General features: G+C 53.6%; 17 protein-coding genes and 1 pseudogene. 9 read left to right on the top strand and 9 right to left on the bottom strand.

Going from position 1 to position 19,097, the window contains the following annotated elements; genetic code table 11:
- Positions 1-7 precede the first annotated feature (7 nt).
- The 8 genes and pseudogenes from AACY09_RS20515 to cobA all read left to right on the top strand — a co-directional run bounded on the left by AACY09_RS20515 (position 8) and on the right by cobA (position 8,675).
- Positions 8-997, top strand: coding sequence for an ABC transporter permease (locus AACY09_RS20515; protein WP_339490705.1), 990 nt, complete (start codon positions 8-10; stop codon positions 995-997).
- Between the two features lie 16 nt (positions 998-1,013).
- On the top strand, positions 1,014-1,808 hold the full coding sequence (locus AACY09_RS20510; RefSeq protein ID WP_339490704.1) for an ABC transporter ATP-binding protein: 795 nt from the start codon (positions 1,014-1,016) through the stop codon (positions 1,806-1,808).
- 165 nt (positions 1,809-1,973) lie between these two features.
- Positions 1,974-2,663 carry a polysaccharide lyase family 7 protein gene (locus tag AACY09_RS20505; RefSeq protein WP_339490703.1) on the top strand — a complete coding sequence of 230 codons (690 nt, stop codon included), beginning with the start codon at positions 1,974-1,976 and terminating at the stop codon, positions 2,661-2,663.
- Between the two features lie 97 nt (positions 2,664-2,760).
- Positions 2,761-3,201 carry a thioesterase family protein gene (locus AACY09_RS20500; protein ID WP_339490702.1) on the top strand — a complete coding sequence of 147 codons (441 nt, stop codon included), beginning with the start codon at positions 2,761-2,763 and terminating at the stop codon, positions 3,199-3,201.
- 134 nt (positions 3,202-3,335) lie between these two features.
- Positions 3,336-3,515: a hypothetical protein gene (locus tag AACY09_RS20495; RefSeq protein ID WP_339490701.1), complete on the top strand. Its 180-nt coding sequence runs from the start codon at positions 3,336-3,338 to the stop codon at positions 3,513-3,515.
- A gap of 350 nt (positions 3,516-3,865) precedes the next feature.
- A pseudogene (locus AACY09_RS20490) lies at positions 3,866-5,077 on the top strand (NAD(P)/FAD-dependent oxidoreductase); the annotation flags it as partial.
- Positions 5,078-5,190: 113 nt separating this feature from the next.
- On the top strand, positions 5,191-7,911 hold the full coding sequence (locus AACY09_RS20485) for a nitrate reductase (RefSeq protein WP_339490700.1): 2,721 nt from the start codon (positions 5,191-5,193) through the stop codon (positions 7,909-7,911).
- A 26-nt stretch (positions 7,912-7,937) separates the two neighbouring features.
- Positions 7,938-8,675, top strand: coding sequence for a uroporphyrinogen-III C-methyltransferase (cobA, locus tag AACY09_RS20480; RefSeq protein ID WP_339490698.1), 738 nt, complete (start codon positions 7,938-7,940; stop codon positions 8,673-8,675).
- 68 nt (positions 8,676-8,743) lie between these two features.
- Here the strand turns inward: cobA and AACY09_RS20475 are convergent, their stop codons facing one another.
- The 8 genes from AACY09_RS20475 to ppsA all read right to left on the bottom strand — a co-directional run bounded on the left by AACY09_RS20475 (position 8,744) and on the right by ppsA (position 16,812).
- Entirely contained in the window at positions 8,744-9,709 is a 966-nt protein-coding gene (locus AACY09_RS20475) for an OmpA family protein (RefSeq protein ID WP_339490697.1), read from the bottom strand.
- A 109-nt stretch (positions 9,710-9,818) separates the two neighbouring features.
- Positions 9,819-10,409: an RNA polymerase sigma factor SigX gene (gene sigX, locus AACY09_RS20470; protein ID WP_339490696.1), complete on the bottom strand. Its 591-nt coding sequence runs from the start codon at positions 10,407-10,409 to the stop codon at positions 9,819-9,821.
- Positions 10,410-10,496: 87 nt separating this feature from the next.
- The gene (locus AACY09_RS20465; protein ID WP_339490695.1) at positions 10,497-11,321 is read right to left on the bottom strand and encodes a mechanosensitive ion channel family protein; all 825 of its coding nucleotides are present in this window, start codon (positions 11,319-11,321) and stop codon (positions 10,497-10,499) included.
- Positions 11,322-11,570 (bottom strand): CrfX protein, encoded by a 249-nt coding sequence (locus AACY09_RS20460; protein ID WP_339490694.1) that lies wholly within the window; start codon positions 11,568-11,570, stop codon positions 11,322-11,324.
- A 56-nt stretch (positions 11,571-11,626) separates the two neighbouring features.
- Entirely contained in the window at positions 11,627-12,622 is a 996-nt protein-coding gene (locus tag AACY09_RS20455) for a zinc transporter ZntB (RefSeq protein ID WP_339490693.1), read from the bottom strand.
- 66 nt (positions 12,623-12,688) lie between these two features.
- Positions 12,689-13,174 carry a ribonuclease E activity regulator RraA gene (gene rraA / locus AACY09_RS20450; protein WP_339490692.1) on the bottom strand — a complete coding sequence of 162 codons (486 nt, stop codon included), beginning with the start codon at positions 13,172-13,174 and terminating at the stop codon, positions 12,689-12,691.
- 188 nt (positions 13,175-13,362) lie between these two features.
- Positions 13,363-14,373: an alpha/beta fold hydrolase gene (locus AACY09_RS20445; protein ID WP_339490691.1), complete on the bottom strand. Its 1,011-nt coding sequence runs from the start codon at positions 14,371-14,373 to the stop codon at positions 13,363-13,365.
- Positions 14,374-14,439: 66 nt separating this feature from the next.
- Complete coding sequence (ppsA, locus tag AACY09_RS20440; RefSeq protein WP_339490690.1) at positions 14,440-16,812, bottom strand: phosphoenolpyruvate synthase; 2,373 nt, start codon at positions 16,810-16,812, stop codon at positions 14,440-14,442.
- A gap of 177 nt (positions 16,813-16,989) precedes the next feature.
- Between ppsA and ppsR the strand changes: the two genes are divergently transcribed.
- Positions 16,990-17,808 carry a posphoenolpyruvate synthetase regulatory kinase/phosphorylase PpsR gene (gene ppsR, locus AACY09_RS20435; protein ID WP_339490689.1) on the top strand — a complete coding sequence of 273 codons (819 nt, stop codon included), beginning with the start codon at positions 16,990-16,992 and terminating at the stop codon, positions 17,806-17,808.
- Positions 17,809-17,889: 81 nt separating this feature from the next.
- Here ppsR and prpF read toward each other — a convergent pair whose 3' ends face one another.
- Positions 17,890-19,071: a 2-methylaconitate cis-trans isomerase PrpF gene (gene prpF / locus AACY09_RS20430; RefSeq protein ID WP_339490688.1), complete on the bottom strand. Its 1,182-nt coding sequence runs from the start codon at positions 19,069-19,071 to the stop codon at positions 17,890-17,892.
- Between the last annotated feature and the right edge of the window lie 26 nt (positions 19,072-19,097).

Raw genomic sequence — 19,097 nt, 5'->3', positions numbered from 1 at the left:
TTCTATGATGAGTAACCCTGCCATCTCCGGGCAAATTGTCCAGACCGTGAAGACTGCACGCAGCGCAGCCTTTAAACGCTGGTTGCCCAATCTGTTGATGCCGATTATTGGTCTGGCAGCCTTCCTGCTGTTCTGGCAAATGGTCGCCGGTAGTATCCACACCAGTTTGGGCACTTTTCCGGGTCCCGCTCAAGTGACCACACAGTTCGGCAACCTGATAGCTGAACATCAGCGCGAGGCCAGGCGTGAAGCAGCCTTCTATCAGCGTCAGGAAGTACGCAATGATGCCCTGCTCAGCAAAAATCCGAGTGCCGAAGTCAAGATTCGCCCTTACACCGGAAAACCCACCTTCTTCAGGCAAATCCTTACCAGCCTGTATACGGTTATGACCGGCTTTGTCATTGCTTCAGTGATCGCCATCCCGCTGGGGATTGTCTGCGGCCTGAGCAAGTCGCTGTACAACGCAATCAACCCCTTGATCCAGATATTCAAACCCATCTCACCCCTGGCTTGGCTGCCGCTGGTGACCATGGTGGTCAGCGCGGTTTACACCAGCAGCGACCCAGTGCTCGCCAAGTCATTTATTACCTCTGCGGTGACGGTCGCGCTTTGCTGCCTGTGGCCAACGGTAATCAACACCATTGTCGGCGTCGCAAATCTGGATAAAGACCTGCAAAACGTCAGCCGTGTGCTCAGCTTGTCCCCACTCAGCCATATTCGGCGAATCGTTCTACCCGCCGCTATTCCCATGATTTTCACCGGCTTGCGCTTGTCATTGGCCACCGGCTGGATGGTGTTGATCGCCGCAGAGATGCTCGCGCAAAACCCTGGTTTGGGAAAATTTATCTGGGATGAGTTCCAAAATGGCAGCTCCAACTCCTTGGGCCGAATCATGGTTGCAGTAATCGTAATTGGCCTGATCGGCTTCGCCTTGGATCGACTAATGCTGGCTCTGCAAAAATATGTGAGCTGGGACAAAACCGCCGACCTGCGTTAATCATTAAGGATCTCCGATGAAAACTGCACACCTCGAACTCTCTGGCGTTGGCATTAGCTTCCCGACTGAAAAAGGCCTGTTTTGCGCACTCAAAGACGTTGATCTGAAAGTTGCCAAGGGCGAATTTGTATCCCTGATTGGTCACTCGGGCTGCGGCAAGTCAACCGTGTTGAACATTGTCGCTGGTCTGTATCAGGCCACAACGGGTGGGGTGATTCTCGACAACCGGGAGGTCAACGCTCCCGGTCCAGAACGCGCCGTGGTGTTTCAAAACCACAGCCTGTTGCCCTGGCTAAGTTGCTATCAAAACATTGAGCTGGCTGTACGCCAAGTGTTCAAGGGCACTAAAAGCAAAAGCGAAATGCGCAGCTGGATCGAGCATAACCTGGAGTTGGTGCATATGAGCCATGCCCGCGATAAACGCCCCAGCGAGATATCCGGCGGCATGAAACAACGCATCGGCATTGCCCGCGCGCTGGCAATGCAACCTAAGGTGCTGTTGATGGATGAGCCCTTTGGCGCACTCGACGCCCTCACCCGCGCCCACCTGCAGGACTCCTTGATGGAGATTCATGCCGAGCTGGGCAACACCGTGATCATGATCACCCATGACGTTGATGAAGCGGTGTTGCTGTCTGACCGCATTGTGATGATGAGTAATGGCCCTTGCGCTACGGTCGGCGAGATCCTTGAGGTTGAATTGCCCCGCCCCCGCGAGCGCATGGCCTTGGCCCATGATTCGCGCTATCACGAGTATCGCGCCGCTGTGCTCGAGTTTCTCTATCAGAAACAACATCGCCCGGCGGCTTAAAAACACACGTTTTGTATTAGGGACTAATGTTAAAGAGATGGCCATAAGCCCTCTAAGACTGCAGTTAGGGCCCGTTGGTCAGATGCGTTGAACCTAGCACAGCCAGGATCGCCGAACAGTGGCAAAGCAATTGTTCACTGAACGGCGACCCTTTAAGGATCTAATGTGTTTGATCTGACCACCTGGAATTTATCTGTACCAACGCCCCCTACACCGACCGAAATTAGCGCTGCGCGCATTCAAAGCGGTTACTCCAGCCAATACTTCCGCCATGACGCTAAAAAGACTGTTGTATTTTGGGTGCCGGTGACCGGCTCACGCACCGAAGATGCCAGTTACCCACGCAGCGAGTTGCGTGAAACCTATGCCGACGGCACCCTCCACAACTGGTACTACAAAGATGCCGACAATTATTTAAACGCCGTGCTCTCGGTCAATGTGGTACCAAGCAAGAACAAGGTTGTTGTCGGTCAAATCCACAGCAAGGATCAGCCCGGCAGTCAAAACGACCCCTTGGTAAAGCTGCAATATCATTATAAAAACGGGACTGGACGACTCGAGCTACTCTACCGCTCGCAACCGGGCAGCTCGACAGTAAAGAACATTCTGTTGGCAGAGAACGTTGATCTCAATGAGCGCTTCAGCTACCAATTACGAATTACCTCCACTGGCCGTTTGGGCATTACGGTGAAAACCAGTGGCGACAATGGCTCGTTCTATAAACAGCTGAGCAGCAGTTGGAGTCGACAGTTGCTGTATTACAAAGCCGGTGCCTATATACAGGATAACCAAGGCTATTCAATTGAAGGTGGACGGGTGACCTTCTACTCACTTAATACCTTGCACCGCAACTAGCGTTGCCCCTCATGGGCAGTCGAGATGACACTGCCCATGGCCTCGTCATAGCCGTACAATCGGCCTTCCATCGCCCCTGCTGCAGACGAGAAATCATATGGCCCGCTTGACCCTCAGTTTTCCTGAAGATCAGTTCTGCTTCAGTACCCACCTCACCGTGCGGGTGACCGATATCAATGCGGCCAATCACCTCGGCAACGACTCAATGATCTCAATGATTTCTGAAGCCCGTGCGCGCTTCTTATTTGACTTTGGCATTGAGGAAGCCAGCGATGAAGGTGTTGGAATCATCGTCACCGACTTGGCGACCACCTACCGCGCAGAGGCCCATGCCCGCGATCAATTGCTATTTGAAGTCGGGATCATGGACTTCAATAAGTACGGCGGCGACATTACCTTCCGCATTACTCGTCCCGCCGATCAAAGCTTAATCGCCATGGCCAAATCAGGCTTTGTCTTCTTTAACTATAAAACCGGTCAGGTGGCGCCAATGCCGCCTGCCTTCAGCAATAAATTTCCCCGGGTTAATTGGATATAACGGCACATTCAATGCATGAACACCATGCAACGTAAAAAGGCGTTGCAGAAAGTGACACTTGGCTCTACCCCTCTGCTGCGCCTTTATGCCTTCGATGCTTCAGGTGCTCCAACATAAAAGCAGGGGGAACTGTAATGCCAATCACACCGCACCACACCCGCCTCGCCGGCTTCATGAGCAACATTCTCGCCATTGCCCTTCTCACACTGCCCATACCAACCCATGCCGAAGCCGCAATCACTAAGTCGGTTCCCGGGTCACAGACTCACACCATGACCATGCCTGCGCAGCAGACACCTGCGCGACACCTCTAAGCAGCATCAGGCTGCAATCAACAACTGCTCAGCGGCCCGCTCAGCGGCGTGAATCCCCTCCCCCTGTAAAAGCGCATCTACCGACGCACTGCAACCGAGCGAGGCGCTTCAAAGCGGTGCATATAGCGCCGATTGAAAATAGCTTAGTCGAGTAAAACCAGCTGAATGCCTCAGGTATGGAACTTGGCACACTGCCTGCATTAGCGTTCTTACAATTTAAATAAAGCGCGCTCTTCAACGAAGAAGACTGCACTTCCCGATTGAACGGGACTTGGACAAAGGCGTCCTCGCTAGGCAACTAGCGGGACGCCTTTTTTGTTTTCCGTGATTTTATCCAGGAGTAAGCCGGGATGAAAAAACTCAAGTTAGTGATGATCGGCAATGGCATGGCGGGCGTTCGCACCCTGGAAGAGCTGATCAAACTTAGTCCCGACCTGTATGACATTACGGTATTCGGCGCAGAGCCCCACCCCAACTACAACCGCATCCTGCTGTCACCCGTGCTTGCCGGCGAGCAGGGCTTTGAAGAAATCGTACTCAACGACCTTAACTGGTACACCGACAACAAGATCAAACTGCTGCTCGGACGTAAAGTCACCCAGATCAACCGCAAGCGGCGCCTGATAACAGCCGATGATGGCACCGAGGCAGAATACGATCGGTTACTCATCGCCACCGGCTCCAATCCATTTATCTTGCCGATTCCTGGCAATAAGCTGAAAGGTGTCATTGGTTATCGGGATATTGCCGACACCCAGGTGATGATGAACACCGCCAAAACCCACAGCCACGCCGTGGTAATCGGTGGCGGCCTGCTGGGACTGGAGGCGGCGAATGGTTTAAAGCTGCGGGGAATGGATGTCACTGTTGTGCACAATGGCGACACCCTGCTGGAACGCCAACTCGATAGCACTGCGGGCAAACTGCTGCAAAAATCCCTCGAAGCGCGCGGCCTGAAATTTATGCTGTCCAAACAGACCGCCGAATTATTGGATAACGGTGACGGTCGTGTTTGCGCTGTTAAATTCGCTGGCGGCGATGTGATTGCCGCCGATTTAGTGGTTATGGCAGCCGGTATCCGCCCCAATACCCAACTGGCAGAAGCGAGCGGAATCGCCTGTGACCGTGGGATTCTGGTGAATGACACGCTGCAAACCTTTGACCCAAGAATCTACGCAATTGGTGAGTGCGCCAACCATCGAGGAACTGCGTATGGCCTGGTTGCGCCCTTATTCGAACAAGCCAAAGTCTGCGCCAATCACCTTGCCCAACTGGGTTACTCGCGCTACCAAGGTTCAGTGACTTCAACCAAGTTAAAAGTTACCGGTATCGACCTGTTTTCAGCCGGTGAGTTTCTCGGCGCTGAAGGCACTGAAACCATCACCTTGTCAGACCCCATTGGCGGCATCTACAAAAAACTGGTGATCCGCGATGACGTGCTAGTGGGTGCCTGCCTGTATGGCGATACAACGGATGGCGGTTGGTACTTTCGACAAATCCGAGAGCAGCACAATGTCAGCCAGACCCGTGACCACCTTATGTTTGGCGAAGCGGTCACTGGCCATCAGGATAGCGCGCATATCCCTTTGTTGAAGATCGAGGCAGACCCGGTATTGCTGGCCCCTAACAATCCTGAGCGCCCGTTCAATAAGGTGCTGGCATCGGGATTACAGCGATGAATAGCACAAAACCAACAGTTATCACGGCCTCAACCTGCTGCTATTGCGGAGTCGGCTGCGGGGTCCTGATCGAACACGACAATGACCAAATCATTGCGGTATCCGGCGATCCTGCCCACCCGGCAAACTACGGCAAACTGTGCAGCAAAGGGGCATCCTTGCACCTCACTGGCGATTTGGATGCTCGCGGCTTATACCCGGAGTTACGCCTTGATAAATCGCAGCCCCGCAGCCGCACCCATTGGAACAGCGCGCTCGATCATGCCGCCGACGTATTTGCTCAAACCCTTCGCGAGCATGGTCCGCAAAGCGTGGCGTTTTATATTTCGGGTCAGTTGCTTACTGAAGATTATTACGCGTTCAATAAACTCGCGCGCGCCTTGGTCGGCACCAACAATATCGATAGCAACTCGCGGCTGTGCATGTCATCGGCTGTGGTCGGATACAAGCGCAGCCTTGGCGCTGACGCCCCACCTTGCAGCTATGAAGATATAGAACTGAGCGACTGTATCTTGATTGCCGGCAGCAACATGGCCTATGCCCACCCGGTGCTGTTTCGCCGCCTTGAAGAGGCCAAAGCAAAACGGCCAGAGATGAAGGTCATTGTGGTTGATCCGCGGCGCACCGATACCTGTGATGTTGCGGACTTGCATCTAGCCATTTTACCCGGTACTGACGTCGCGTTGTTCCACGGTATTTTGCATATCCTGATGGCGGAAGGCTGGATCGACCACACCTTTATTGCCCAGCACACGGATGGGTTTGAAACACTGAGACAACGGGTAGGCGATTTCAATCCTGCAGCAGTGACGGACATTTGCGGAATTTCCCAAGAGCAGTTGCGCACGTGCGCAAAATGGATCGGCCAAACGCCACGTTTACTTTCACTGTGGTGCATGGGCCTTAATCAGTCGACCGCTGGGACTGCAAAAAACAGCGCCTTGATTAACCTTCATTTAGCCACGGGACAGATCGGCAAAGCAGGTGCAGGCCCCTTCTCCCTTACCGGCCAGCCCAATGCAATGGGTGGCCGTGAAACCGGCAGTTTGGCCAACTTACTGCCCGGTCACCGCGAGACAGCCAATGCTGAACATCGCGATCAGGTGGCGCAGTATTGGGGCGTGGATGGACTGCCCGAAACGCCTGGACTTAGTGCCGTTGAGCTGTTCGACCAGGTGCACAGCGGCCAGATCAAAGCGCTGTGGATCGCCTGTACCAACCCTGCACAATCGCTACCCAATCAGACTCGGATTCATCAAGCGTTGGCGAACTGCCCTTTTGTTGTGGTGCAAGAAGCATTCTTCACCACCGAAACCTGCGCTTATGCCGACCTGCTTTTACCGGCAGCCAGCTGGGGCGAGAAAGAGGGCTGTGTAACCAATTCAGAACGCAGAGTCAGCCACGTGCGCCGTGCAATAGCCCCGCCAGCAGACGCAAAAGCAGACTGGCAAATAACCTGCGACTTTGCCCGCAAACTGGAAGCAAGAATCCGTCCCGGACTCCCCAGCTTGTTCGACTTCGACAAGCCAGAACAGCTATTCGATGAATACAAAGCACTGACCACAGGACGGGATCTTGACCTCAGTGGCCTGAGTTACGCGCTAATCGACCAGTTAGGGCCGCAGCAGTGGCCATTCCGCCACGGAGCGCAGCAGGGTACTGCACGCTTGTACGAAGATGGCATATTTGCCACCGCAAACGGTCGGGCACAGTTTCACGCAGAGGCCTACTGCGCACCTGTTGAAAAGCCCGACGCACACTATCCACTGATTCTCAATACAGGCCGCTTACGTGATCACTGGCATGGCATGAGCCGCACCGGTACCGCTGCGCGGCTGTTTGGCCACGTAGAAGAAGCCATATTGAGCATTCACTCAGACGAGATGCGCCGCAGACAACTGAGTGACGGTGAGCTAATAAAACTGAGCAGCCGTCGCGGTGAATTGATCGTTCCAGTGCAAACTGATGATGACATCCGGCCAGGGCAAGCGTATCTGCCGATGCATTGGGGCAACCGATTCCTTAAAGGCTTGGGCACCAACGTGTTGACCCAGCCTGAATACGACCCGCTGTCGAAGCAGCCCGAGCTTAAACATGCCGCGATCTCTGTTGATAAGGTCGATTTACCCTGGAAATTTTTCGCCTTGGTTGAAGGCGACATCCAGCAACGCTTTACCCAACTGCGCCCCCTGTTTGAGCCGTTTGCCTACGCCAGCTTGACCCTCACCGGAACCGAGCCCCCTGCCCTGCAAATCCGTGCAGCGCATACCGTTGCACCGACGAACGAAATACTAAGCAGCATCGATAAGCGACTCAGTATCGACTCGGGAATGGTTATGGCCTACGACGACCCGAATCGTGCGATTGGCAAGCGTGTACGCCTCGATAATGGCCGAATAATTGCGATTCGCCTTGCCGGTGAAACCTCGGCTCAAGACTGGCTGAAAAGCCTGTGGCGCGATGCAAAAACAGACGATCTACTGCGTCGCTGGTTGCTTGCGCCGCTGTCGGCAGCCCCTCGCCCAAGCAATAACCTAGGCATTAAAACCCTGTGTAACTGCATGAATGTCAGTCAACAAGCGATCTGTGACGCGATTAAACAAGGTATGGAGCTGGGCCAGCTCAAGCAAAACTTAGGCTGCGGCACCAGTTGCGGCTCTTGTGTTCCGGAAATTAAGCGCTTGCTGCAAGCCCATGCCGTTGCGGCCGTGAGCTAACTGATCAACCCTACTCCGAGGTTCATATGAGCAATAAAGTCTGGCTGGTCGGTGCGGGTCCGGGTGACCCAGAGCTTCTGACACTTAAAGCGGTGCGAGCCCTGAGCGAAGCGGATGTGGTGATGATTGATGATCTGGTTAACCCGGCAGTCCTTAAGCACTGCCCACAGGCTCGAGTGATTAAGGTTGGCAAACGTGGCGGCTGTCGCTCAACGCCGCAAGATTTCATCCAGCGTTTGATGCTGCGCTACGCACGGCAGGGAAAATGTGTGGTCCGGCTTAAAGGTGGAGATCCTTGCATCTTTGGCCGTGGTACCGAGGAGTATGACTGGTTAAATGCACATGGCGTAGAGGCTGAAATAGTCAATGGAATCACCGCTGGATTGGCCGGAGCGACCAACTGTGCAATCCCGTTGACCCTGCGCGGTATCGCCCGTGGAGTAAGCCTGATAACCGCTCACACTGAAGATGGCAGTGACTTGAATTGGCAAGCACTGGCTGACTCAGGCACAACATTGCTGGTGTATATGGGGGTCGCTAAACTGGCAGATATCCGCCAGCAATTGCTCAATGCAGGTATGCGCGTAGATATGCCAATTGCAATGATTGAGAACGCCTCACTACCAGAGCAGCGTGAATGCCGCAGCACGCTTAGACGGCTACTCGATGATGCTCATGATTTCAGACTGAAGAGCCCGGCGATAATGGTCATTGGCGAAGTTGTCAGCCAGAGCACAGTGCAGCTCAAGCAATTGAGCGCTTGAATGATCCACTAATTTCAGGCAAAGAAAAACCCGGCCGAGGCCGGGTTTTTCATTCAGCTTTACACCAATTACTTGGCTTCAGCTTCTACCGATGCTTCAACGCGACGGTTGATTGCACGGCCTTCAGCAGTTGCGTTATCAGCAACTGGCTGCGACTCGCCGTAGCCAGCAGCGTTTACACGCTCGCTGCCAACACCGTACTGATTAACCAGTACTTCACGAACTGCGTCAGCACGCTTCTCAGACAGAGTCTGGTTGTAAGCGTCAGTACCAACGGAGTCAGTGTGACCTTCTACAGTAGTAGTGGTCTGTGGGTATTGGTTCATGAAGTCAGCCAGGTTTTTGATATCGCCGTAGCTTTCTTCTTTAACCTTGGTCTTGTCGAAATCGAACTTAACGTCCAGTTCAACGCGAACAATTTCAGCAGGCTCTTCAACAACTGGAGCCGGCTCTGGCTCAACTACAGCTGCAGCCACAACTGGCTTCGAACCACCGAAGTTCAGACCAACACCCAGACCAGCCTGCCACTCAGTGTCGCCCTGGTCGATGTTGTACAGAGCGTCTACGCCAGCACGGGCATAAAGCATCTCGGTGAAGTAGTATTTCGCACCAGCGCCAGCAGTAGCGTAGGTGGAGTGGTCGCGGCCGCTAGAGGCTACGTTGCTGATGCTCTGGTGAGCGAAGCCACCAGATACATATGGGCGCAGACCTGGGCCTGGCTCACCAAAGTGGTACAAAGCTTTAAGGTCAGTCATGTTGCCCTTAATGTCTTTGTTACCCAGCGCTTTGTCACCGTTCAGGCTATGGTATTCGCCATAAGCCAGAGCCAGTTCGACGTCCTTGGTCAGGAAGTAACCAATGGAGCCGCCATATTGGCTGCCTTCATCGTGAGCAAAGTTGCGGCTCGAGTCGGTGAAGTACTCGTTAACAAAGCCTTCCACCTCGACTGCGCCTTGACCTTGAGCCATCACGCCCATGGAAGAAGCAGCGACAAAGGAGCCAATGACTGCGCCTAAGGTGTTTTTAAGTTTCATCCGTAAATCCCCATCTTGGTGATTGATTGCACTACGCACAGGTAGACACGCAGAACTTTGACAAGTTTATCAGAACTTGCCTTTATGCCAAAGAATATTTGCATCCGAACTAACTTTCGGTGTCGCCCGCAAATTTCTCACGCAATTTGTCAAGGGCCCTTTTGTAACGCATTTTTGTAGCACTAAGCCCCATATGCATAATATCCGCTATTTCTTGAAACTCTAGCTCTGCGACAAAGCGTAGCACTAAAATTTCGCGGTCAATCGGATTGGCATGTACCAGCCATCGGTCCAATCCACCGCGCTCTTCTACTGTTGGCGTCTTTTCTTCAGACGCCTCCTCCAGCGGATCAAGACTTAGCGCGTCCAGCAAACGCCGTTTACGTCGTTCTTTACGATACTGGGTAATACACTCGTTATAAGTAATGCTGTAGAGCCATGTCTTAAACTTAGACTTGCCCTCAAAGTTCTTTAAACCGTAAAGCACTTTAAGCATCACTTCTTGACAGACATCATCCGCATCCCGTTCGTTCCCTAAATAACGCGCACAGACGTTAAATAATGTGCGCTGATACCGGCGCATGAGCTCTTCATAAGCGCGCGTGATGTGGAACAACTCACTATGCGCACGCACTACCAGCTCCTCATCGGAGAGTGCGAGGGGGTCATAACGCATAGGCAACGATTGGGCTTTATTCAAATCGAGTCGGGCCGACAGTCAGGTCAAGAGCCGCCATCAGCTGCGAACAGCGTATTGGAGGGCGGCATAGATTAGCAGAATTTAGGTTTAGCGACTGCTCACCCGCTGTTCAAGCAAGATACGATTGGCCACTGAGACGAGGTCTCCGGCATCAGTCAAGACAATCGTTTTCACCGTGCCGATTTCCTCAATCTGCCCTTCTACATCACCCACCTGCACCTGTTGCCCGACTTGGTACAACTCACGCACATATATTCCAGCGAGGATCTGCCCTGCGATCTCGCGACTGCCCAATCCCAGCGCTAACGCCGCAGCCAAACCGATAGTGATCAATACAATGGCAATGACGTAGTTAAGCAGCTCGGTTTTCACCTCAAGCTGACCTATGGCCACAGAAATACTGATGATAATGACCAGGCCTTGGGCAATACGCGCAACGCCATGAGCATATTCAAGGCCCACACCCTCTGCCGCACCGCGCACAATACCGCTAACCAGATGGGCCAGCAGTACGCCAATTACCAGCACCAAGGCTGCACCAAATACTTTCGGCAGGTACAAGGCCAGCACATCAAGGGTGGCTGATACCCGCTCCAAACCCAAGGACTCGGCCGCTGAGACCATAAAGATCAGCAAAATAAACCAGTAGACGATCCGCCCGATCAGCGTCGAAACCGGCACTTGGAAGCCGGCACGGCTGAGCAGTTTGGTCAAGCCAGTGCCCGCCATCAAACGATCCAGGCCGACTTTACCGAGCAGTTTAGATATCAGGGTATCGAGCAACTTGGCCAATACAAAGCCAATCAGCACTAAAATGAGTGCGACAAACAGGTTTGGAATAAAACCAGCGACTTTAGTCCACAGCGCGGTCATCGCCGCGACGAGGCTCTGAGTCCAGGGATCGAGTTCCATTTAGTCAGCCTTATGAGTAGTTCGTGCAGTTGGTTTACGGCGTGAAACCGGAGATACGTGTGCCGACCCCTTATTCAGGGCAATCATCAACGCCTCAACCCAATGCCCCATGAGCGAGAACATATCCCCCGCGCCCACTTGCCGATTAGCCGTTTTCAAAACGCGCGTCAGCGCCGCGTCATCATCGTGATCGGGTGATGACTGCGAATTCAGCATATCGCGCAATGATTGTTCAAATGGATCGTGCATTCACGCACCTCTATTGATGTGCTGGTTTTGACGCAGAGCGCGATACGCAAGTCACATCAGACCCAACGTAAACGGCGGAACACCCACCACTGGAACACCCCCAGCGCCACCATTAGTGAGCAGGCGACGGCGAAACCGTAGGGGGCATCAGCGCCAGGCATCCCGCCTACGTTGATCCCCAGTAAACCGGTAAGGAAACTCATCGGCAAAAACACCGCAGTGATAATGCCGAAACGGTACATGGTGCGGTTCATTTTGACATCGAGCCGGCGATCTTCAGCCTCCAACACCAAGCCAATTCGCTCACGGGTCAGGTCCAGCTCTTCGATGTAGCGGGTCAAGCGGTTGTTGAGCTCGTTCCAATAGTCAGCATCGTCATCCACAAACCAAGGCTGTTGATTGCGTGTAAGTTGTGCATAAACCTCACGCTGCGGAGCCAAAAAGCGGCGCAAGCCAGCAGCACGCCGACGCATCTGCAGCAAGGTGTCGTGATCCGGCTCAAAGTTGGGGTCGTTGTCGATCTGATCTTCCTGATCGTCAATGCCTTGGGCAAAGTCACTGACCAGCGATTCAATCTTGTCGGTCATATGGTCGGCAAGCGCCAGAACAAGCTCTGAGGAGGTTTTAGGTCCCTTGCCAGAGCGAAGATCGACCAGCAAATCCTCAACGGCACGCAAGTGGCGCATGCGCAAGCTGATAGCACGCTTGGCCGAAACATAAATACGCAGCGAAACCATGTCCTCTGGCTCTGCCCCCGGGTTCAGATTAACCCCACGCAGGAACAGCAAGATCTTGTTTTCGGGTAATTGCAGGAAGCGCGGTCGGGTGTTTTCCTCCAGCAATAAGCCGCAGATAAAGTCATTGAGCCCACTTTCACTGCGCAACCATTTCTGCGCCTGAGGATGAGTCCGATCCCAGTGCAGCCATAGGTTTTCATGCTCAGCCAGGACCAAGTCAGCCAACTGGTCGTAGCTGATAGGCCGTCCACCGCCGGTGCCGTCCAGCACATAGGCATGGACTAAACCCCACTGCTGATTGTCTAGCTCAGACATTCACAACTCCAAAACCAAAATCCATTTATCACCTGTCGCCATCAGCGACAGGCTTAGCACCTGAGTTTACTCCGGCATTTTCAGGGCAGTGGGTGAAACAATGATTCCGTTGTTGTCGGCATAAACAAATTCACCCGGGCGGAAGGTCACTCCGCCAAAAGTCACTGCCACATTGAGATCGCCGATGCCACGCTTGTCAGTCTTCATTGGGTGGCTGGCCAGCGCCTGAACCCCTACTGCGGTTTGCGCCAGTACATCAACATCGCGCACGCATCCATAAATGATCAAGCCTTCCCAGCCATTTTTAGCGGCTTTTTCAGCCAGCATGTCACCGAGCAAGGCACGACGCATTGAAGCGCCACCATCAACAACCATGACCTTGCCTTTGCCGGGCAGATCGACCTGCTCTTTGACCACCGAGTTATCTTCGAAACACTTAACCGTGACGATCTCACCGCCAAAGGAATCGTGGCCGCCAAAATTACTGAACATCGGCTCTACGACCTGAACCTCGGGGTATGCGTCACACAAATCTGGAGTGATGTAATGCATGAGAAAGCTCCTCTACCCATCAAAAAACTGTGATAAACAGCCCCTGAATACGTCCAGCAGGCCATTCACTCAATATTCAGCCGCGTTTCAGATTGACGACTCAATGCCCAGCCTAGCGCAGTCAGCCGCGCGTGCATACACAAGAACAACCCTCTAGCGCGCTTGTTACAGCTTAAAAAGTCGAGCCTCTAGGGAGAGGTTACTGATGGGACTGTGTAGCACTCAGTTGCAGACGCCGAATCAATTACAGTGCTATGCCCACGGTGCAACCATTGCTCGATCAGTGGCCAGACCTCAACTTGCGCTGCCTTGCTAACCAGCATCTCGACGTGGCCAAAATCGCTGCTAAAGCCTTTCTGCTTGCTCAAGCAGAGAAAGGATTTAATGCGTGAGCCAAATTGATCAAACAATTTCTGACACGCCCAAGCAGGATCTTGCTCATCACCTTGTGCACTGAGCGCAAACACAGGAAGTTTGACCTGCGCCAAACCAGCCCACCAATCGTCCTTCCCATCGCCGAAACGGCCAAACAAGCCGTGCCAGCGTAACGCTTCCAGGACAACACCCATTGGTTCATCTTCAGGGCCACGCTTTAGTCGTGTGCCAGACAGCACATTAAAACGTTTTAACAACGCCCTTGCCCCCCATACTAATGGCGGAATCTTCAGGGGCCAGTAGTTACGACTGATCTGACTGCCAAACAGTGCGACTGAGGCGACCAGAGACTCATCAAGATAATGCCCGCCCAGCGCTGCAGCCAGTGTCGTTCCGCCCAGGGAATGTCCCAGCCAGTGAACAGGCTGCGGATTTTGCTCAAAAACAAACTGGGTAATCGCCGGCAAATCGTAGCGCGCGTAATCGCTGACCCGGTTTAACCTATAACCTTGGTTGCGCGGTGAAAGCCCATGACCGCGCATTTCAACGATCCACACATCAAAGCCAGCCCGCGCCAAATAGGGCCCAAGACCAATGCCCTTGGGCGAATACCAAAAGCGGCGATTGGAAAAACTGCCATGCAACAGAATCACCGGCTCACCGCGATGCTCCTCATGGCCTGCTCGTCCGAGCCGGGTCACGACCAACTCAACACTGGAATCGGGGCTGTTACCGGGCTTGAGGCGATACAGGTCCTCAGTCAAGTCACCGCGATATTCGGCACTGATCAAGGCAACGGGGAATAACTTGCTGCTGCTTTGCATTTTATCTCTGACACAAAAAAGGGTGGGACCTTGTCCCACCCTGATTTTTGAAGGGTTAGCGATGAATCAGCCTTGCTGGCCTTCAGCGAGGAAGAACCAGGTCTCAAGCACCGAATCCGGATTCAATGAAACACTTTCAATCCCTTGCTCCATCAACCAACGTGCCAAGTCCGGGTGATCCGACGGCCCCTGGCCACAGATACCAATGTACTTGCCAGCCTTGTTGCAGGCTTGAATCGCGTTCGACAGCAGCTTTTTAACCGCGGGGTTACGCTCATCAAACAGGTGGGCGACGATACCCGAGTCGCGATCAAGGCCCAGTGTCAGCTGAGTCAGGTCATTTGAACCGATTGAGAAACCATCGAAGAACTCGAGGAACTCCTCAGCCAGTATCGCGTTGGAAGGCAGCTCGCACATCATAATGACTTTCAAGCCATCTTCGCCACGCTTCAGGCCATTCTGTGCCAGCAAATCGACCACCTGACTCGCTTCGCCCAAGGTGCGCACGAATGGCACCATGATTTCGACGTTGGTCAGCCCCATCTCATTACGGACTTTCTTAAGCGCGCGACACTCAAGCTCGAAGCAATCACGGAAATTTTCGCTGATGTAACGCGAGGCGCCGCGAAAGCCCAGCATTGGGTTTTCTTCTTCTGGCTCGTAAAGCTTGCCGCCGATCAGGTTGGCGTATTCGTTCGACTTGAAGTCAGACAAGCGCACGATGACTTTCTTAGGCCAGAAAGCCGCCGCCAGGGTGCTGATGCCTTCAACCAGTTTCTCGACATAAAAGCCAACAGGATCGTCGTAACCGGCAATACGCTTTTCAACGCTGTCTTTGATATCAGCTGGCAGGCCGTCGAAGTTGAGCAGCGCCTTGGGGTGAACACCGATCATGCGGTTGATGATGAACTCAAGGCGCGCCAAACCAATACCGGCGTTAGGTAGCTGAGCAAAATCAAATGCACGGTCCGGGTTACCCACGTTCATCATGATTTTGAACGGCAAATCCGGCATCGCGTCGACCGAGTTTTTACGTACGTCGAAGCCCAGTTCGCCTTCAAAGATGAAGCCGGTATCGCCTTCAGCGCAAGAAACCGTTACGCCTTGGCCATCTTGCAACAATTCGGTGGCATTGCCACAACCCACAACCGCTGGAATACCCAACTCACGGGCGATAATCGCGGCGTGACAAGTGCGACCACCACGGTTGGTCACAATAGCACTTGCACGCTTCATGACCGGCTCCCAATCCGGGTCGGTCATGTCAGATACCAGCACGTCGCCAGGCTGAACTTTGTCCATTTCACTGACGTCTTTGATGATACGAACTCGCCCGGCACCGATTTTCTGACCGATTGCCCGGCCTTCAACCAATACTGTGCCCGTTTCTTTGAGCAAGTAACGCTCCATCACGTTGCCGCTGGAGCGGCTTTTAACGGTCTCTGGACGTGCCTGAACGATATACAACTGGCCATCATCACCGTCTTTAGCCCACTCAATGTCCATCGGACGCTGGTAGTGCTTCTCGATGATCATCGCCTGCTTGGCCAACTCAGTCACTTCGGCGTCAGTCAGACAGAAACGTGCACGCTCTGCGCGATCAACATCGACAACCTTGACCGACTTACCCGCTTTGGCTTCGTCGCCATAAATCATTTTTATGGCTTTGCTGCCCAAGTTGCGGCGCAGGATTGCCGGACGGCCTGCATCAAGCGTGTTCTTGTGAACGTAGAACTCATCCGGGTTCACTGCGCCCTGCACCACGGTCTCACCGAGACCATAAGCGCCGGTGATAAATACAACGTCTCGGAAACCCGATTCGGTATCCAGAGTGAACATAACACCGGCAGTACCGGTTTCAGAGCGAACCATACGCTGCACACCGGCAGACAAGGCGACCAACTTGTGGTCAAAGCCCTGATGCACACGGTAGGCAATGGCGCGGTCGTTGAACAGCGAGGCAAATACTTCCTTGGCCGCGCGGATCACGTTCTCGACACCACGGATGTTCAAGAAGGTTTCTTGCTGACCAGCAAAGGAGGCATCTGGCAGGTCTTCGGCGGTGGCAGACGAACGCACGGCAACCGCCATGTTGTCATTGCCATTGGCCATTGCTGTGAAAGCGGTGCGAATTTCGCTGTTGAGTTGCTCTGGGAACTCAGCTTCCATGATCCACTGGCGAATTTGCGCACCGGTCTTGGTCAGCTCGGCAATATTATCGACATCAAGGGCGTCAAGCGCCTCATGAATCTGCGCATTCAAGCCGCTGAGCTCCAGGAAGTCGCGATAGGCTTGGGCGGTTGTGGCAAAACCACCGGGAACCGAAACGCCAGCGCCGGCAAGGTTGCTGATCATCTCGCCAAGGGAGGCGTTCTTGCCCCCTACGTGCTCAACATCGTGTACGCCGAGCTTATCGAGGGAAACTACGTACTCTACCAAGGTGATCTCTCCAGTTCTGGTGTTGGAAAAGCTCAAGGGGCTGGGGAAGTTCACGGGGTTATCCGCGTGACTGTGGCCTGGCCCTGGAAAATAAGTAACAATGCGAACCACTGAAGGCCCGCAATTCGGGGCCTATAATAGCCAAAAAATGTTCTCAGCTTAAGGCCCCCAGCGCAAATGAAACGGACAGCATTTTTTATCTCTGACGGCACCGGCATTACGGCCGAAACCCTGGGTCAAAGTTTGTTGGCGCAGTTTGAAACTATCACCTTCACCAAACTAACGCGACCGTACATTGATAACGCAGAAAAAGCGCGCGCAATGGTACTACAAATCAATCTTGCTGCGGAAAAAGACGGTGTTCGGCCAATTATCTTCGACACCATTGTCAACGGCGATATCCGCGACATTCTTGCTGAATCTGAAGGTTTCATGATCGACATCTTCTCGTCGTTCCTGGCGCCACTGGAGCAGGAACTGAGCTCACACTCGTCCTATTCCGTCGGTAAATCGCACTCCATTGGCCATAATTCGAACTATATGGAGCGTATTGAGGCGGTTAACTTCGCCCTCGACAATGATGACGGTGCTCGCACACATTATTATGACAAGGCCGATTTGATTCTGGTCGGCGTGTCACGCTGCGGTAAAACCCCGACTTGCCTGTACATGGCCATGCAATATGGCATCCGCGCAGCCAACTATCCGTTGACTGAAGACGACATGGAAAGCCTGCAACTGCCCAATGCTTTGAAAAAATACAAAGACAAGTTATTTGGCCTGACTATTGATCCTGACCGCCTCACCGCCATTCGCAACGAACGCAAACCCAATAGCCGGTACGCCAGCTTCGCTCAATGTGAATTCGAAGTACGCGAGGTCGAGAACCTGTTCCGTCGTGACAACATCAATTACATCAATTCCACACATTTTTCGGTTGAAGAGATTTCGGCAAAAATCCTGGTTGAAAAAGGCGTGGAGCGGCGCCTCAAGTAAGCCCCTGAAACGTCAATCTAAGCATTGCGAAGTGATCGGTTCGCAACGCTGAGAGCATTTGTTTCGTGCGGGCCTCAGACTTTAACCTGGCACGCGGACCCAGCCTTCCATCAAGACCCGTGCACTGCGGCTCATAATCGCCTTGGCGACAGTCCACTGGCCATCAACTTGCCTGGCCTCGGCACCCACGGCCAAGGTCCCGGATGGATGACCAAAGCGCACACTAACGCGCTCACCACCACCGGCAGCAAGATTGACCAAGGTGCCGGGGATTGCCGCGGCGGTACCAATGGCGACTGCAGCCGTGCCCATCATGGCGTGGTGCAACTTACCCATGGACATGGCCCTGACCAATAAGTCGATATCTCCCGCCGCAACCATTTTACCGCTCGAACTGGTGTAATCAGCCGATGCCGCCACAATGGCCACTTTCGGCGTATGTTGGCGTTTTGCAGCTTCTTCAAGGTGCTTGATCAGCCCCATGCGCAGTGCCCCGTGGGCGCGAATGGTTTCGAACATGGCCAATATCTTGCCGTCGCTGTTGATTGCGTCTTGCAACTCAGTGCCGGTAAAACCAATGTCCTGCGCATTGATGAAAATTGTTGGAATACCAGCATTGATCATGGTCGCCTGTAGCACGCCCACACCCGGCACCTCCAAATCATCAACCAGATTACCGGTTGGGAACATCGAACCGCCCGCGCCCTCTTCCTCCGCCGCCGGGTCAACGAACTCCAGCTTCACTTCCGCGGCGGGAAATGTCACACCGTCGAGCTCGAAATTACCGGTTTCCTGAACTTCGCCATTGGTCATCGGAACATGGGCAATAATGCTTTTACCTATGTTGGCCTGCCAGATTCGCACCACGGCGATGCCGTTCTGCGGCACCCGCTGCGGGTCAAGCATGCCGCTGCGAATGGCGAAGGGACCGACTGCGGCCGACAAGTTGCCGCAGTTACCGCTCCAGTCAACAAAAGGCTTATCGATTGACACCTGCCCGAACAGATAGTCGACATCGTGATCAGGCTGTTCACTTTTAGCCACGATCACCGTCTTGCTGGTACTTGAAGTCGCGCCTCCCATGCCGTCGATTTGCTTGCCATAGGGATCTGGACTGCCGATTACCCTGAGCAATAACTCATCGCGCACGGCGCCGGGGGCTTGCGCCTCAACGGGAAGATCATTGAGAGCAAAGAACACGCCTTTGCTGGTTCCACCGCGATAGTAGGTCGCGGCAATTTTTACTTGCGGAGCCTGAGCCATTTGCATAATTCCCGAATAACCTCGGC

Origin of the sequence: Pseudomonas sp. EL_65y_Pfl2_R95 (genome assembly GCF_963971045.1) — a bacterium.
Classification (GTDB): domain Bacteria; phylum Pseudomonadota; class Gammaproteobacteria; order Pseudomonadales; family Pseudomonadaceae; genus Aquipseudomonas.
This window is presented reverse-complemented; position numbering and strand designations above follow the sequence as displayed.

Coding starts and splice junctions, on each gene's coding strand:
- AACY09_RS20465 (WP_339490695.1), bottom strand. CDS start 11,321: ATGGAACTCGATCCCTGGACTCAGAGCCTCGTCGCGGCGATGACCGCG.
- prpF (WP_339490688.1), bottom strand. CDS start 19,071: ATGGCTCAGGCTCCGCAAGTAAAAATTGCCGCGACCTACTATCGCGGT.
- AACY09_RS20445 (WP_339490691.1), bottom strand. CDS start 14,373: ATGCAAAGCAGCAGCAAGTTATTCCCCGTTGCCTTGATCAGTGCCGAA.
- ppsR (WP_339490689.1), top strand. CDS start 16,990: ATGAAACGGACAGCATTTTTTATCTCTGACGGCACCGGCATTACGGCC.
- AACY09_RS20495 (WP_339490701.1), top strand. CDS start 3,336: ATGCCAATCACACCGCACCACACCCGCCTCGCCGGCTTCATGAGCAAC.
- AACY09_RS20485 (WP_339490700.1), top strand. CDS start 5,191: ATGAATAGCACAAAACCAACAGTTATCACGGCCTCAACCTGCTGCTAT.
- AACY09_RS20510 (WP_339490704.1), top strand. CDS start 1,014: ATGAAAACTGCACACCTCGAACTCTCTGGCGTTGGCATTAGCTTCCCG.
- AACY09_RS20460 (WP_339490694.1), bottom strand. CDS start 11,570: ATGCACGATCCATTTGAACAATCATTGCGCGATATGCTGAATTCGCAG.
- AACY09_RS20515 (WP_339490705.1), top strand. CDS start 8: ATGAGTAACCCTGCCATCTCCGGGCAAATTGTCCAGACCGTGAAGACT.
- AACY09_RS20475 (WP_339490697.1), bottom strand. CDS start 9,709: ATGAAACTTAAAAACACCTTAGGCGCAGTCATTGGCTCCTTTGTCGCT.
- cobA (WP_339490698.1), top strand. CDS start 7,938: ATGAGCAATAAAGTCTGGCTGGTCGGTGCGGGTCCGGGTGACCCAGAG.
- AACY09_RS20500 (WP_339490702.1), top strand. CDS start 2,761: ATGGCCCGCTTGACCCTCAGTTTTCCTGAAGATCAGTTCTGCTTCAGT.
- AACY09_RS20455 (WP_339490693.1), bottom strand. CDS start 12,622: ATGTCTGAGCTAGACAATCAGCAGTGGGGTTTAGTCCATGCCTATGTG.
- rraA (WP_339490692.1), bottom strand. CDS start 13,174: ATGCATTACATCACTCCAGATTTGTGTGACGCATACCCCGAGGTTCAG.